The organism is Dyadobacter jejuensis (assembly GCF_003149085.1).
GTDB classification, from domain to species: domain Bacteria; phylum Bacteroidota; class Bacteroidia; order Cytophagales; family Spirosomataceae; genus Dyadobacter; species Dyadobacter jejuensis.
On record NZ_QGDT01000001.1, the window covers coordinates 612643 to 627758 of the forward strand.

13 protein-coding genes and 1 tRNA gene are annotated in these 15116 nt (G+C 46.8%); 3 read left to right on the forward strand and 11 right to left on the reverse strand.

The annotated features are described in order from the left end of the window. Positions 1-52: 52 nt before the first annotated feature. Positions 53-1771 carry an IlvD/Edd family dehydratase gene (locus CLV98_RS02590; RefSeq protein ID WP_109672515.1) on the reverse strand — a complete coding sequence of 573 codons (1719 nt, stop codon included), beginning with the start codon at positions 1769-1771 and terminating at the stop codon, positions 53-55. A gap of 126 nt (positions 1772-1897) precedes the next feature. Between CLV98_RS02590 and CLV98_RS02595 the strand changes: the two genes are divergently transcribed. Next, positions 1898-3139: a serine hydrolase gene (locus tag CLV98_RS02595; RefSeq protein ID WP_109672516.1), complete on the forward strand. Its 1242-nt coding sequence runs from the start codon at positions 1898-1900 to the stop codon at positions 3137-3139. Between the two features lie 14 nt (positions 3140-3153). Here CLV98_RS02595 and CLV98_RS02600 read toward each other — a convergent pair whose 3' ends face one another. Continuing rightward, positions 3154-3642 carry a MerC domain-containing protein gene (locus CLV98_RS02600; protein ID WP_310588697.1) on the reverse strand — a complete coding sequence of 163 codons (489 nt, stop codon included), beginning with the start codon at positions 3640-3642 and terminating at the stop codon, positions 3154-3156. A gap of 138 nt (positions 3643-3780) precedes the next feature. Here CLV98_RS02600 and CLV98_RS02605 point away from each other — a divergent pair, with 138 nt between their 5' ends. After that, a complete protein-coding gene (locus tag CLV98_RS02605) occupies positions 3781-4191 on the forward strand; it encodes a Fur family transcriptional regulator (protein WP_109672520.1) in 411 nt (136 codons plus the stop codon). Positions 4192-4234: 43 nt separating this feature from the next. On the opposite strand, the gene CLV98_RS02610 is transcribed toward CLV98_RS02605, so the two are convergent. The 7 genes from CLV98_RS02610 to CLV98_RS02640 form a co-directional block, all read right to left on the reverse strand. Continuing rightward, positions 4235-4789, reverse strand: coding sequence for a hypothetical protein (locus CLV98_RS02610; RefSeq protein ID WP_109672521.1), 555 nt, complete (start codon positions 4787-4789; stop codon positions 4235-4237). Positions 4790-4833: 44 nt separating this feature from the next. Next, complete coding sequence (locus CLV98_RS02615; protein ID WP_109672523.1) at positions 4834-7158, reverse strand: TonB-dependent receptor; 2325 nt, start codon at positions 7156-7158, stop codon at positions 4834-4836. Positions 7159-7445: 287 nt separating this feature from the next. Beyond that, positions 7446-8507 carry an NHL repeat-containing protein gene (locus CLV98_RS02620; RefSeq protein WP_109672525.1) on the reverse strand — a complete coding sequence of 354 codons (1062 nt, stop codon included), beginning with the start codon at positions 8505-8507 and terminating at the stop codon, positions 7446-7448. 132 nt (positions 8508-8639) lie between these two features. Continuing rightward, positions 8640-9602: a 1-phosphofructokinase family hexose kinase gene (locus tag CLV98_RS02625; protein WP_109672527.1), complete on the reverse strand. Its 963-nt coding sequence runs from the start codon at positions 9600-9602 to the stop codon at positions 8640-8642. A 42-nt stretch (positions 9603-9644) separates the two neighbouring features. After that, positions 9645-10427 carry an SDR family NAD(P)-dependent oxidoreductase gene (locus CLV98_RS02630; RefSeq protein WP_109672528.1) on the reverse strand — a complete coding sequence of 261 codons (783 nt, stop codon included), beginning with the start codon at positions 10425-10427 and terminating at the stop codon, positions 9645-9647. A 108-nt stretch (positions 10428-10535) separates the two neighbouring features. Further along, positions 10536-11780 carry an ATP-dependent Clp protease ATP-binding subunit ClpX gene (clpX, locus tag CLV98_RS02635; RefSeq protein WP_109672529.1) on the reverse strand — a complete coding sequence of 415 codons (1245 nt, stop codon included), beginning with the start codon at positions 11778-11780 and terminating at the stop codon, positions 10536-10538. Between the two features lie 330 nt (positions 11781-12110). Next, positions 12111-12785, reverse strand: coding sequence for a ClpP family protease (locus CLV98_RS02640; RefSeq protein WP_109672531.1), 675 nt, complete (start codon positions 12783-12785; stop codon positions 12111-12113). Positions 12786-13019: 234 nt separating this feature from the next. On the opposite strand from CLV98_RS02640, the gene CLV98_RS02645 reads away from it, so the two are divergent. Beyond that, positions 13020-13385 (forward strand): helix-turn-helix domain-containing protein, encoded by a 366-nt coding sequence (locus CLV98_RS02645; RefSeq protein WP_109672532.1) that lies wholly within the window; start codon positions 13020-13022, stop codon positions 13383-13385. A gap of 59 nt (positions 13386-13444) precedes the next feature. Here the strand turns inward: CLV98_RS02645 and tig are convergent, their stop codons facing one another. Next, positions 13445-14800 carry a trigger factor gene (tig, locus tag CLV98_RS02650; RefSeq protein WP_109672534.1) on the reverse strand — a complete coding sequence of 452 codons (1356 nt, stop codon included), beginning with the start codon at positions 14798-14800 and terminating at the stop codon, positions 13445-13447. 154 nt (positions 14801-14954) lie between these two features. After that, positions 14955-15036, reverse strand: a tRNA-Leu gene (locus tag CLV98_RS02655). Positions 15037-15116: the final 80 nt, after the last annotated feature.

Genomic DNA, 15116 nt, shown 5'->3' on the forward strand with positions numbered 1-15116 from the left:
CATCGGCTAGTGGATGGGAAAGAGGCTGCCGATTTGGTTAAACACCTTGGAGTTAGTGGGAATCGCGCGTGACTTTATCGCCCGAGCCACCCCGTAAAAAGTCTAAGTCGGCACCTTGATGGGCCTGCATGACGTGATTGAGATGCAGCTTCACATAGCCACGGTTATAGCCTAGTTCCAGCGGCTGGAAGTCGGCCCGGCGCCTTTCTAACTCTGCATCGCTCACCTCGAGGATCAGGCTTCGATTGGCTACGTCTAGGGCTATCATATCTCCATCTTTTACCAAGGCCAAGTTACCACCGACAGCGGCTTCAGGGGAAACGTGTAGGACCACCGTACCAAAGCCGGTGCCACTCATCCGTCCATCGGAAATGCGTACCATATCCACTACACCTTTCGCCAATAGCTTTTTAGGAAGCGACATATTGCCTACTTCTGGCATGCCTGGGTAGCCCTTAGGGCCTACATTTTTTAGGACCAAGATGCTGTTATCGTCGACGGGCAGGTTGGGGTCGTCGAGTCGGGCCTTATAATCGTCGATATCTTCAAATACGATAGCGGGCCCTCTGTGGTTCATGAGTTCGGGCTTTAGGGAGGCGGAGGGTTTTATAACGGCCCCATCCTCGCATAAGTTACCCTTTAGGACGGCCAAGCCGGTGAGGTCCTTAATGGGCTCGGCTAAGGTGGCGATCACGTCGGTATCGAAACATTCGGCAGTGGCGGCATTCTCTGCTATGGTTTTTCCATTGGCCGTGATGGCCTCTTGGTGCAGCAGTCCTAGCATCTCTTTCATCACTACAGGAAGCCCGCCAGCATAGTAAAAGTCTTCCATAAAGTAGCCTCCTGAGGGCTGGAGATTGAGCAATAAAGGAACCTTCTCACATAAGGCATTGAAGTCCTCCAGGGTGAGGTCGACCCCTATTCGGCCGGCTATAGCGAGCAGGTGGATGACAAAATTGGTAGATCCCCCTATGGCAGCGTTGAGCATAATGGCATTTTCGAAGGCCTGCCGGGTTAAAATATCCGATAAGCGAAGGTCTTCTTTGACCATCTGTACGATGCGGCGACCCGATAAATGTGCGATTACCTTGCGGCGTGAGTCGGCAGCGGGAATGGCGGCGTTTTCGGGCAAAGTAAGTCCTAAGGACTCCACCATACAGGCCATGGTGGAGGCGGTACCCATTACGGCACAGTGGCCATTGCTACGGCACATACAAGCTTCAGCATTGGAGAGTTCATCCTGAGAGATTTCGCCCTTTCGGTGCATTTCCGAGAATCGCCACACATCGCTAGTTCCGATACTTTTGCCTCGGTATTTGCCAGTAAGCATAGGGCCTCCAGACACTACGATGGTAGGAATATTGACGCTCGCAGCTCCCATGACGAGTGAAGGAGTGGTCTTGTCGCATCCACAGAGTAGCACTACCCCATCTATGGGGTTGGCTCGTATAGATTCCTCAACATCCATGCTGGCTAAGTTCCTATACAGCATGGCCGTGGGCTTGATCAGGGTTTCGCCGAGCGACATCACCGGAAACTCTACCGGGAACCCACCCGCTTCCCATACTCCTCTTTTTACCGACTCGGCCAGCTCCCTAAAGTGTCCGTTGCAAGGGGTTAGCTCAGAAAAAGTATTGCAAATGCCGATCACCGGGCGCCCATCGAATTCGTCGGCGGGGTACCCTTGATTCTTCATCCAAGCCCTGTATATGAATCCATCCTTTCCCGTTTTTCCAAACCAGCCGCGGCTTCGTAATTGATTATCTTCCATCTTTTGTTTTATTTAGTATTTATGAGGTAAAGCAGCTTTATTCTGAAATATAATTCTATATATTCTTTAAAAGGAAAATATAGTAATTTAGGGGCCTTCATTCCCGCTCTTTAAACGATAGTAATTTTGAATTCAACACGAGACTTTTGGACGATCATCTTCCTAGTAAGTGCCCTTTCGGTGGGCCAGGTGAAGTCACAAAATTTGCTGACCAAATTGATGCAAAAGCATCCAGAACGTTTCGAGCAGGTATTTGCTGAGCCAGAAAAGTTTCAGGTTCAGGTTCGATACACCCGAATCGATCGTAAAAGGAATAATGATCCGCATTTTACTACCTTCGACTACGGAGTTGATCCCAATCAATACTTTTATCCGGCTAGTACGGTAAAGCTCGCAGTGGTTGCCCTGGCCCTGGAAAGGCTCAATAAACTGGGGATAGACAAATATACGCCCATGCTAACGGGTGCTGACAGGCCATCTCAAACTGTAGTTCTGGCCGATTCCTCTTCAGAGTCAGGCCTGCCGTCGGTAGGGCATTATGCCAAAAAAATATTGATGGTTAGCGATAATGATGCCTTTAACAGGTTGTATGAATTTCTGGGGCAGGAGGCCATTAACGACTCCCTCAAAGCGAAGGGTTATTCCAATACCCGAATCACCCACCGACTGAGTATCGCTTTGTCGGCTGAGGAAAATCGATACACCAATCCTGTAACCTTCAAAATGGATGGAAAAGTGCTGTGGGACCAGCCTGGTGCTTATTCGCAAAAGACTTACTGGGCTCCTGAGCCCATATACCAAGGCAAGGGGCATCTTGATGGAGAGGACCGGGTGAGCATGGAGCCTTTCGATTTTTCGCAGAAGAACTACTTTCCTATAGCGGAGCAACACCAACTATTACGGGCTCTGTATTTCCCGCTATCGGTGCCTGAGTCGCAGCGTTTTCAGCTATCCGACGACGATTATACCTTCCTATATCGGTATATGTCTCAATTTCCTGTAGAAACGAGTTTTCCTAAGACTTATACCGACGACTATTATGACGGCTTTTCGAAATTTCTACTTTTTGGAGCCACAAAAACGAGGCTACCTAGGCATATTCGACTTTTTAATAAATCGGGTGGGGCCTACGGGTATTTGTTAGACAATGCCTATGTGGCAGATTTTGAGAAAGGAATAGAATTTATGGTTACGGCTGTAATTTACTGCAACCAGAATGAAATTATTGGAGATGGCGTGTATGAGTACGATAGCATAGGTCTTCCTTTCTTGGCTAATTTGGGGAAGACCATTTTTGAGTATGAGCTAGAGCGGAAGCGGAAAATGCGTCCTGATTTGGATCGCTTCGAAGTAGAGTATGATAAATAATAGGTTAACTGGCCTTATACCCTCAGCTTGAGTCTTGGGGCGATTTGACAGACAAACAAATTATAGAAATGCCCTATAATTAATAGTCCTGAACCTACATAACCCAACCATACAAATAGGGAGTTATGCCCTTCTAGAAGAATACTCATCGAAAAAAGGCCTAGAGCGACCCAAAGGAATAGCTTAAGGCCTCGCGCGGGATGCGACTTGGTAGCGTAAAATACCGCAATGGCATTGATCAAGATAAACAGAAAGTCTAACGACAATAAGCCTGACTGATGGCTATGACCATGGCTCAAAGTAGAACCCAATGATACCGCAGGCAGCAATAAACAATGAATAATACAAAGTATTGATCCAAATATACCGACATAGTCGGCCTTATTATGTGTATGCGTTGTTCTCATGCTAAATGTAATGTTGTTGCAAAAGTAATGAGGTAAAAGTTCTCGTGCAACTTTGTTGCAGTCAATTTTTCTGCCTTCAGTACTGGCACATCTCATTGGGCATAAAGTAAAAGATGGAGCAGGGAAATGGGTAGATTGTCTAAAAATTTTTGAAGTAAAGTGAATAGAACTTAACTTTGACAAGGATCGTTATAAATTTATGGCAATCCCGACAACCGATCAAAATGTATTTAAATGGATGATTTAAGAGAGATTTTGAGGGTACATCATTTAAGAACTACTACCTGTAGGGAGGATGTACTTTCGACTTTTATTGATAAAAAAATTGCACTTTCTCATGGAGATTTAGAGGGGGGCTTGGGAGAAAGCTACGATCGTGTGACTATTTATCGAACCCTCAAGACATTTCTTGAAAAAGGAATCATTCACAAGGTGCTCGACGATGAGGGCTTACGCTACGCCTTATGTTCGCACCAATGTTCCGAAGAGAAGCACCAACACGATCATATCCATTTCAAATGCAGTGAATGTGGCCAAACGAACTGTTTGGAAAACCTGCATATTCCGTCTGTTCAATTGCCCGAGGGATATAAGCCCGAGGGGTTCAATCTGCTGATACAGGGCGTTTGTCCCAATTGTAATTGAACACTGCTACATCCGCTGGGAGTGGATGTAGCAGTGTCTAGGTCTATTCTATAATTAAAGGAAAATCAATATTTACATCGTCGGTGCCTGGTGTGGAAGTACCATCTTTGGTACCTGGCTGATGGCGAAGTTGTACCTTCAGTTTCCCTGAAACAGCACTTGCGGTGTTTACATGGCCGCTTAGTCCCAATGGCAATCCATTGGAGTCCTCATCTGAATAGTGATAAGTTAAGGCCGTAGATGGATTAGGAGTGATCAGAACGAGGTGATCCACTGCCTCTTCCAAAATCTCCCCTGTGATATCGTCGGTTGGATTCTTGCTTTCATCCAAAAACTCCAGTTCTAGCGTATAACTGCTGTTGGGGGCTAGCCGAATGGTATCGAACTGGCTGGCATCATTTCCCCCAGTTCCATCCTTGTCTTGAAAAAGAAAAGTACTGGTCGTCCCCGATGCCTCATCGGTAAAGTGAAGCGTAACTGTGGTAATCAACTCATTTTCCTCATCGGGTTCTAGTTCCTCTCCCGAATCCTTGCATTGCATAAACAGAGGGGCTGCGGCTAAGAATAATAAAAGAGCGATTTTCTTGTTGTTTCTCATGGTTATTACATTTTAGGGTGAAAATTAATTTGATTGGGTAATTATTATGATTGGGTATTGAACTGCCATTTTAACCTTATAGACACCTGTCGTCCAAGTTCCAAAGAATAGTAGCGCAACCGATTCATATAGTCGCGGTAACGGGTGTTGAATAGATTGTCGACCGCCAAGCTGATATTCAATTTATTGGATTCGGAAAGGGGTAATTCTGCACTTAATTTGGCATTCCATAGGCTATAGGCCGGGGGAGGTGGGGCATAATCGCTATTCGGCAGGACGCGTTTCTGTTGGGCCACCCAAAGGTTGCCAAAAGTTAAGTGGAGGTCTGTAAGGCCGGCGACTGGAGGTATTTTCCATATGATGGAATTTTCGATGCGATTAGGGGGGATCATTACCAAGTATTGATCGTTGCTCAGGTCATAAGCCCTTAGGTAGGTAGCTTTGCTGCTCCATGATAGGGCGGGAACGAAGCTCCATAGCCCACTGAGATCGATTCCTTTAAAACTAGCGTTGGTTTGGGTGTACTGAAAGGCGGGAAAGGCCCCTCTGATGGTGAGTATAGGGTCGGGTAATGGGTTGAGATAAATATAATTATGAATCCGATTGAGATAAGTGCCTAATTCAATAGTGAGGCGATCGGAACGATACTGCACACTAAGTTGATTGTTGTAGGCCATTTCGACTCCCAACGAAGCATCTCCACGTTCATATGCCGCTGCTCCATGGTGTACCCCATCGCTAAAAAGCTCACTGACATTTGGAGCCCTCCAGGCTGTCCCTACATTAAGCTGGGCTGAAAGCTGGTCGTTGAAGCGGTAATTAGCCCCAGTTGTTCCCGAAAAATTGGAGAAATTGAATTCATTACTCACTTTTTGCTGGTTCACGAATTGATGCGTGAGCAGATTGCGGTAGTCGAACCGGACACCCGCTTCCAATTCCCATTGCTTATGGGTATAGCGTTCCATGGCAAATAGGCCTACGGTCCATTGGTTAAAATTGGGTATGAGCGGGCGGCCTGTCATCAGGTTATATTGGTATAGGGTACTTATACCCATTTGACCAGTAAATTTTCCTGCTAGTGGCTTATGATCCCATAATAAGTCGGTAGTCAGGGTGTTGAGCTTCATGGCCAACTCCGGATGATTCAGTGCGGCTATGGAGTCGTTTCGTGGAGTATGTAGGTCATATTCAGAACGATCGTTGCGTTGATTGGCTAGGGTCCACTGTAGGCGATTGCCATCGGGAAAGTGGTAGTGGGCCTCCACCTTTGCGAGTTGGTGGCGCACCTCTTGTCTGGGGCGTCCTACCAGATAGGTAAAGCCCGATTGAATTAATGGTTCTCCATTTTCTATTACTTGAAGCAGGTCGGTGATACTACCTATATGCGAGCCAGAGAAAAGGCCTATATGGGTGTCGAAAAGACTATAAAAAGCGTCAATGCCGAAGCCCTTGTAGCGGTAGCCCGTAGAAAGAGAAAAGTTCCGCTCTTTGGTGCCCGTGTTGTCCAAGTAATAATCGGGTGTTTTGGTGTTTCCACCCCGTTTAATGGTCCCCTGTGCTCTCCAAGCTAGGCCTACCTTTGGCAGGCTTCCCTGAACAGTGCCCGACACTACTCCTTGGCGGCCGTTGGTGAGGCCTACCGTGTTGATTTCTCCGCTAATCGGACTATTGTAGGGCAATTCATCCATGTCGACGCGAATCACCCCTCCGATGGCGTCGGAGCCATAACGGACACCGGCAGCACCTTTGATTACCGATATCTGAGTGGCTATAAAGGGGTCGATCTCCGGAGCGTGTTCAGAACCCCATTGTTGCCCCTCTTGGCGCACGCCATTATTCATGATCAATACCCGATTGCTATGCAACCCATGTATCACTGGCTTGGCTATGGAGTTTCCGGTTTGAAGGGTGCTCACGCCTGTGAGCCCTTTCATACTTTCGGCGAGGGTTTGTCCCCTAGTCTCGAAAAGGGCCTTGCCTTTCAGCACATCCAGGGGCTGCGACGAAGGAGCGTCTGAGCGTTGGGCGGTAATCTCAATATCTTTGAGGTGAATCTCTTGTTCAGCAAGGCCTATATTTTCTTCGTGACTTTCTTGTAGGTCGATCTCCAAGTGAAATGGACTATAGCCTACCATCCTACATTCGATCGTATACTTTCCGGGACAAAGGCCCGAAAGTAGATATTCACCACGTAAATCGGTAACGACACCTTGGTTTTTGTCGAGTAGCAGTAAGGTGGCTCCTGGCAAGGGAAGCCCCGTATGTTGGTCCTTAATGACCCCCTTCAGAAAACATTGACAATCTGCTTTTTGTCCACGACTGATAGAAGATATAACTAGGAAAAGCAGTAGCGTTATATAATATTTCATGGGGCTTAAAACGATTTCCGGCCTGGCAATACTTAAATTGTCAGTTGCGCTTGCCTTGGAGTCGTTTTATATAGGTTAATTGCGCTTTTTTGTTACAACGTTGCAAATGTAATTCAAGTGCAACTATGTTGCAATGCTAGGGGCAATTATATTTTCAAAAGCAGAGAGGAAAAGTATGGTGGCAGAAGGTATTTTAACCGCGGTACACCCATGAGGGAGCCGTTTGTTAACTATATCCTGCTACCGATGGCCGAGGGGCCATCGGTAGCAGGATGGGGTTGAAGTGATTATACCCTTTCCAATTTAATGGGATAACTCTTTTTTGCGTTCCATTGACATACATAAATATTATCGTCCTGATCCACGCAAACGTCGTGGCAATGCATGAAAATGGGTTGCTGCTGAACCATGAGCTGCAGCTTTCCATTTTTGTATTCGGGGGAGGTGCCTCCGGGGTTAGAAATCACCTTGTCGTTTTTATCTAGGATCGTAACAAAACCCGAATTGGGTGTTTGATTCAGATAACGTAGCCTCGACCAACACACGCCGGCATAGAGGGTGTCTTCCTTAAAAACCGGGCGACATACGTAGGCGCCAGGTAGGAAAATGGTACTGAGGTATTTCCCCTCTAAGGTGAAACGTTTGAAGGCGTTATGGGCACGGGAGGTGACCAATAGCGTGGGGTTCGCCTTGTTACGATAATCGATAGCTACTCCATGGGCAGTCGAAAACTGCTCATCTCCATCACCCGCTCCACCAAACTTGCCCATAAATTCGCCTGTGGCGCTGTATCTTAGGATCCATTGGGATCCGTAGCCGTCGGCGACGTAGATACTGCCATCGGGGCCGATAGTGGTTTCAGTGGGTTTAAAGGCGTCTCCTTCTTTGTAAGCGCCCACCGTAGACGGATGGCCGATCGTGAGCAGCACTTTCCCTTTAAGGTCCGTTTTGAAGACTTTTCCAAGGTTAGGATCACAGATGAACAAGAACTCCTCCCCATTGGCATTCCAGAGTGTAAGTCCGTGGCCTCCTGGAAAGTCGTGGCCCCAGCTTTCCAATAGTTTACCGGAGCGGTCGTATATCAGGATATTGTTCTTTACTTCATCGCCTACCATGATGAGCCTCCCTTTGCTATCCTGCACCATTTCATGGCAATTGTTGACCGGGAATTTGGACGTATCCAAGCTTCCCCATTGCTGGTGTACCCGGTATCGATGTTTTCCATGGCCGATGATCTCCCCGGTTGCTTTGGGTTGCGCCTTTAGGATATGGAAAGGAGTTATGGTTAGAGCAGCGGCAGCTAGGGCGGCTTGCTTGCCAAAATCGCGTCGATTTTGTTTGATGTTCATGGGTCTTAAATAATTTTGGTCCAGCACTAATGCTCTAATAATAATTCATTCTAGGGCCAATTCTACTGTAGTCCCTCACGAAGATGCATAGCAGGAGTCATGATTGGGGCCCATCGGACTGGCTAGCAAGGCCTAGGAAGAGGTAACATAGCGTTTATCGTAGCGGTTGAGCCAGTCCATTAATTTGCCTACATCTTGCATTTTGAATAACTCGCTTCCGAGATTCATCGTAGCGGCCGATCCACAGGCTACTCCCATGCGAACCGCCTCCCGGAGCGATTTTCCTTGGGCCAAGGTCCATATCATGCCAGCCACCATGCTATCGCCGGCGCCAACGGTACTCTTGGGCTGCACGGGTGGGGCGGGGATATGTTCGACCAGGTCTTCGGTGACGAGCATAGCTCCCATGGCTCCCATAGAAACGACCACAATTTCGCATTGCCCTCTAATGATGAGGGCCCGAGCTGCATCGTCTACCTCATCCATTTCCAATTTGTCGACGCCCACCAGTTCGCTGAGCTCGGTAATATTGGGTTTTAGTAGGTAAAGCCCGCTGTCACTTACCGACCGCAAGGAGTCGCCAGAAGCATCCACGATAAACTTGGCCCCTTGTTGTTGGGCAATATTGGCGACTCGGGCATAAAAATCGTCTGGTACTCCCGGTGGCAAGCTTCCACTTGCAATAATGTAGGATGGTTTGGGGTCGAGGTCTTCGAGGACTTCCAGGACCGTCCGTACTTCGGTGGGCATCATTTCGGTGCCTGGCATGCCAAATCGGTATTGAAAACCGGTACTTTTTTCCAGTATATGAAAGTTCTCCCGAGTCCATTGTTTCGTTTCTACTACCAAGGTCTCTACACCTTCATTTTTGACTAGCTTATGAAGGCGTTGGCCTGTGGGGCCACCTACGGTAAACAAGGCTATCGGGTTACCACCGAGCCTATGTATGGCCTTGGCCACGTTAATACCCCCTCCTCCGGCTTCGAAGGTGGGGGTCTTACAGCGTAGCTTACTTTCGGGAACGATGCGATCTACCTCAGAACTCTTGTCCAGGGCTGGGTTGATGGTTAAAGTTACTATTGGGCCAGTTGCCATGGTTATCGGATTAGTAGGTTATAATAAAGGGACGAGGGGAGCTCAGAAATGATTCCGGTCGGTGACGCTCCAGCCTCCGTCGATGGCCAAAACCTGGCCAGTAGAAAACTTAGAATAATCGGACATGAAGTATACCGCCGAACCGTCTAAGTCCTGGTTTTGGGTAAATCGGCCCCCATCTAATATTTGCTTTTCGGGGATCAGTTGGTGTAAGTCGCTATTTTCCGATTCCGAATTTTCGATTACACCTGGTGCCAAAACATTTACTCGAATATTATTTTTGGCATAGGTAGCGGCTATGGATTTGGAAAAGCCAATCACTGCCGACTTTGCGGTGGCATAGGCGTGGTCCGAAAACAAGTCGGACGAGGGTGCATGGCCTAATACAGAACCCATATTCAAGATAGTGCCTCCTTTATTCATTCCTAGGAAGGTCTGTACGGCAGCTTGGTTGGAGAGCATTAAAGAGGTCAGGTTTAGGTCCAGGGCCTTATTCCAGCTCTCTAAAGTGAGCTTATGAAGGCTTCCTTCGCCAAACTGCCTGCCTGTGCCTCCGGCCACATGATACAGCCCATCGAAGCTACCAAATTCGCGAATGCACAGTTGGATGGCCGCCAGGGAGGTCTGGCTATGGGTAGCATCTCCTTGCATGGCCCTTGCGCTGGAACCTAAGTTGAGTTCCGCAATTAAGCAGTTTTCTGGATTCCTACCGACCACCACTACGGATGCTCCATGGTTTACCATGGCCTTGGCAGCCGAGAAACCTAATCCGGTAGTGCCGCCTATGATCACAATAGATTTGTGGGATAGCCAATTTTCACTCATAATGATTCTTTTTTAATGCAAATTAGAACTATTCTACAAGATATAAAAAAGGCCCTGAAAACTATCGTCGTTTTCAGGGCCTTTTATTAAGTAAGATTTTAGCACACCTTAAGCTACAGAGCGGAGTAAGGCCATCGACGATTTGTCGAACTTCTCCTTCGCATATTCTAAAGTCAGCGTAAAATCGGTGACATCTTTTTGGGATGGGAGGTCGAACATGGCATCGGTCATAATAGACTCACAGATGGCCCTAAGTCCTCTGGCACCTAGCTTACACTCCATCGCTTGATCGACAATAAAGTCCAAGACGGCGTCTTCAAAATGCAACTTGATACCTTCCATGGCGAATAGTTTGGAATATTGCTTCACGAGGGCATTTTTAGGCTCCGTCAAAATACGCCGTAACGTTTCCTTATCCAAGGGATTAAGGTGTGTGAGTACAGGCAAGCGGCCTATCAGCTCGGGGATAAGGCCAAACGATTTTAGGTCTTGCGCAGTAACATACCGGAGTAAGTTTCCTTTGTCGAATATCTCGATGATGCGGTTGTCGCCAGAGAACCCGATAGGGCGGGTATTGATCCTTTTGGCAATATGACGGTCGATCCCATCGAATGCTCCTCCACAAATAAACAAGATGTTTTCGGTATTGATACTGATCATCTTTTGGTCGGGGTGCTTACGGCCTCCTTGTGGGGGTACGTTTACGATAGATCCTTCCAATAACTTCAGCAATGCCTGTTGTACCCCTTCACCGCTGACGTCGCGGGTGATAGAAGGGTTATCGGATTTACGGGCAATTTTATCGATCTCATCTATATAAACGATCCCTCTTTCTGCCGCCTCTACATTATAGTCGGAAGCTTGTAGCAGCCTGGTAAGGATGGTTTCAACATCCTCGCCAACATACCCAGCTTCGGTTACTACGGTAGCATCGGCAATGCAGAAAGGTACTTGTAGGATACGGGCAATAGACTTGGCCAGGTAGGTTTTGCCCGTTCCCGTTTCACCCACCATAATGATATTGGATTTTTCGATCACCACTCCATCGTCTGCCGAGGATTGGTTCAGCCGTTTGTAATGATTGTATACCGCTACGGCTAGAGAGCGCTTGGCTTCATCCTGACCGATAACGTATTGTTCAAGGAATTTTTTTATTTCGGTAGGGGGTATAGACTTTAATTTTGGGAGTTTGGGTTTTTTATCCTTTTTGTCCTCCTTAGAGCCCATCTCTTCGGTAATGACTTGATTCCCTTGGGCTATACAATGGTTGCATATATGGGCATCTATCCCAGATAATAACAACTCTACTTCGCTTTTTTTACGTCCGCAAAACGAACAACTTACTTGTGCCATTTGATTATGCTATACAGTTCTACTTTTTCATCTTTCGGTCTATCCTCAGCCTGGGGCTAATAAGATTACCGTTCTCACCAAACAACACTACCTCCCTTTTGGGTTCAATAGGACCTACGATTCGCGCCATTTTGGATGGGCAACTATTTGAAAATCTTAGGTTTTGAAGGAAATAAGCTTCTGTGTTGATTCTGCAAAGTTCCGATTTTTTGGGCTGCTTACCAAATACAGTTGGAGTTGCCCATCAAAAAACGCCGATGAGTGAATTTCATCGGCGTTTTTTGATGGCATTTCGAAGTCCCTGAGGGGAACTGCAACAGGGATTAGGGCTTAAAGGTCCCTGGTCAATACCTCATCGATAAGTCCATATTCCTTAGCTTCTCCAGCACGCAACCACTTGTCGCGGTCCGAATCGATGCCAATTTGCTCCGCTGTTTGGCCAGTATGTTTAGCCAAAATATCATAAAGTTCGTGACGTAGCTTGACAATCTCCCGGGTGGTGATCTCAATATCGACCGAGGTACCTTGGGCTCCGCCCGATGGCTGGTGGATCATCACACGGGCATGGGGTAGGGCTGAGCGCTTACCTGCCGCACCTCCGGCCAGCAGTACCGCACCCATAGAAGCCGCCAAGCTGGTGCATACCGTTGCTACGTCGGGACGAACGTACTGCATGGTATCGTAAATACCCAAGCCAGCATATACCGAACCTCCAGGGCTGTTAATGTACATCAAGATATCTTTCTTAGGATCGGCCGACTCTAGAAATAGTAGCTGAGCTACCACAATATTGGCTATATTATCGTCCACACCGGTGCCCATAAATATAATGCGGTCGGCCATCAGACGAGAGAATACATCGACCTCTCTAAAGTTCATAGGACGTTCTTCAATCACCGAGCGGGTCATGTTCTCGACCGTGTGGTTCATGTAACCATCGACCGTAAGGCCATTTACGCCAAGGTGGTTGACGGCATATTTTCTAAATTCGTTTCCGTAGTTCATGAATGAATATTAAAATTATTGATCACTAAATAAAGGAATCTTAGGGGAGATAACAAAGCGCATAACGTGGAAGTTTCCCGTTAAGGATGTTGAGGCCCCAAAAATTTGTATTGCAAATTTGTATTATTTTTTTGTTTAAGCGTGTTAGATGGTCTGATATATTGTCAGAATTTGCGAGATGCGATATCAAATGGGATCCGTATTATTGTAAAAAGGTTAAAAAAATGTAGATCCGTGGAGTTAAAAGAAAATTTACCTGAAAAAATTCGTCAGTTACGATTAGCCAAGGGTTTTTCGCAGGAGAACATGGCCGATATGTTGGGGGTATCCACTACGGCATATGGTGACTTGGAGCGGGGACGTACCGAGCTCACGCTCTCCCGAATCGAAAGTGTAGCCAATATATTGGAAGTATCCATGCCTCATCTCTTAGGGATTGCGGATGGCACACTCCCCGAAATCGATTATTTGAGGCAGGAGAATGCACGATTGGTGAGCCTGAATGGACGCTTGCTCAATGAGCTCGAGCAATGGAAGAAATGGTATTGGCAATATCGTACACAAGACGAAGGCACTGGCAGAGAACGTATCGGTTTCTAAAATCAAAAGCCCTGTCTTCGAAAGAAAACAGGGCTTTTGATAGAAAATTATGGAGGTGCTTATGCTTCAGCTTCCTCTTGTTCTCCTTTTGCAAGGGTTTCAAACTCACTCACTTCGATGGTCTGCTCGTCGGTGCTGATTTGGCTACGGATGGCGCCAAATACTTTTTCGTCGAACACTTGGTTATATACATTCGAGTAGTTGTCGCGTTCTTTGTCGGCAAGGTATCCTTGAGCTACACGCTCAATGGTTTCGTTCATGCCTTCGTCGTCGCCGTACACGCCAAACTGTCCCTGTACCATTTGTTTGGTATAGGCCAATATTTCGGGGTATTCCACTTTGATATCGCCAGCCTCAGCAACTTTGTTTTTGATTAGGCTTAGTTTCAACGACTTCTTGAAGTCTTCGAACTGCTCGTCGATTTGTTGACGGGTAAACTTGCCTTCGTTTGAGCGTTCCAACCAGTTTTTAAGGAACTCTTCAGGAACGTCAATCGAGATTTGCTCCAACAAAGCCAACTCAATATCTCTTTTCAGAAGTGCTTCTGTTTCGCGCTCATAGTTACCTTTGATGATCTCGAGTACCTTTTCGTTGAACTGCTCTTCATTCTCCACTTGGCCTGGTCCTAATACTTTTTCGAAAAAGGCTTCGTTGACTTCCGAAGGAGCCATACGTGTGATATCCTCTACTTTCAAGGTGAAATCGCCTGATAAGGTGCCGATATCTTCTTTTTTCTTGCCAGTAACATGAGCAATGGCCGACTCTTCCTTAAAGGTATTTTGAATGTCAAAGACTACTTCATCGTCCTTTTTAAGGCCTACAAACTTGGCTAGAACTTCTTCTTTAAGCTGTTTGGTAGGGATGGCACTCTGGGTGCTAAACTCCGAGGAGTCCTGAGTAAGCTTTCCAAAGACGGTGTCGCCTTCTGCGCTTACCTCTGGGTGGGTAGTTTCAGCAAATCGCTCTTTTAGTCCATCTACAGTTTTGGCCAATTCCTTGTCGTCCACATTGATGGTATAGCGCTTTACAGCTGGTAGCTCGGCAATATTCACTTCGAAGTCCGATGCCAACCCTAGTTCATAGCTGAAAGTCAACGTTTCGGGTTTGTCCCAATCTACCGACTCGGCTTTCTCTGTATTGGGGATGGGATCACCTACCACTTGTAATTTATTTTCGCGGATATAACCACTTACGGTCTTGCTCAGTAGGCTATTTACCTCGTCCACTAAGATGCTCTTGCCATACATACGCTGTACTACATGAGTAGGGACCTTTCCTGGACGGAAACCTTTTAGAGTAACACGCTTGGCGTAGTCCTTGATGGTTTTATCGACCGTTGGTTGGTAATCCTCTTTTACTAATGTGATATTAAGAGATGCTAATGTGGGCGAATTCTTCTCTAACTGAACTTCCATGCGAAATTTATATGATGATGATATAAAGCCTAAACTAGATTGATGATATAAAAAATGCCCTCAAAACTATGTCCTGAGGGCATTTGACGGGTTTTCGGAGCAGTTCATCTGAAAGTCAGATAGGAAACTGACGCCCCGTCACTCCCTTTTTTCGTACGGGCGGAGGGAATCGAACCCCCACGCCTTGCGGCACTAGATCCTAAGTCTAGCACGTCTACCAGTTCCGCCACGCCCGCTTATTTATTTTTTCGTTTCCCGTCGACTGCGAGTGTCGAATTGGGAGTGCAAAGGTATCTTTTTTTATTTTAAACTCGCA

What these genes read in the sequence shown, in the direction of transcription:
- CLV98_RS02590 (WP_109672515.1), bottom strand. Translation starts at nt 1,771, where the DNA reads ATGGAAGATAATCAATTACGAAGCCGCGGCTGGTTTGGAAAAACGGGA.
- CLV98_RS02600 (WP_310588697.1), bottom strand. Translation starts at nt 3,642, where the DNA reads ATGAGATGTGCCAGTACTGAAGGCAGAAAAATTGACTGCAACAAAGTT.
- CLV98_RS02605 (WP_109672520.1), top strand. Translation starts at nt 3,781, where the DNA reads ATGGATGATTTAAGAGAGATTTTGAGGGTACATCATTTAAGAACTACT.
- CLV98_RS02610 (WP_109672521.1), bottom strand. Translation starts at nt 4,789, where the DNA reads ATGAGAAACAACAAGAAAATCGCTCTTTTATTATTCTTAGCCGCAGCC.
- CLV98_RS02615 (WP_109672523.1), bottom strand. Translation starts at nt 7,158, where the DNA reads ATGAAATATTATATAACGCTACTGCTTTTCCTAGTTATATCTTCTATC.
- CLV98_RS02620 (WP_109672525.1), bottom strand. Translation starts at nt 8,507, where the DNA reads ATGAACATCAAACAAAATCGACGCGATTTTGGCAAGCAAGCCGCCCTA.
- CLV98_RS02625 (WP_109672527.1), bottom strand. Translation starts at nt 9,602, where the DNA reads ATGGCAACTGGCCCAATAGTAACTTTAACCATCAACCCAGCCCTGGAC.
- CLV98_RS02630 (WP_109672528.1), bottom strand. Translation starts at nt 10,427, where the DNA reads ATGAGTGAAAATTGGCTATCCCACAAATCTATTGTGATCATAGGCGGC.
- clpX (WP_109672529.1), bottom strand. Translation starts at nt 11,780, where the DNA reads ATGGCACAAGTAAGTTGTTCGTTTTGCGGACGTAAAAAAAGCGAAGTA.
- CLV98_RS02640 (WP_109672531.1), bottom strand. Translation starts at nt 12,785, where the DNA reads ATGAACTACGGAAACGAATTTAGAAAATATGCCGTCAACCACCTTGGC.
- tig (WP_109672534.1), bottom strand. Translation starts at nt 14,800, where the DNA reads ATGGAAGTTCAGTTAGAGAAGAATTCGCCCACATTAGCATCTCTTAAT.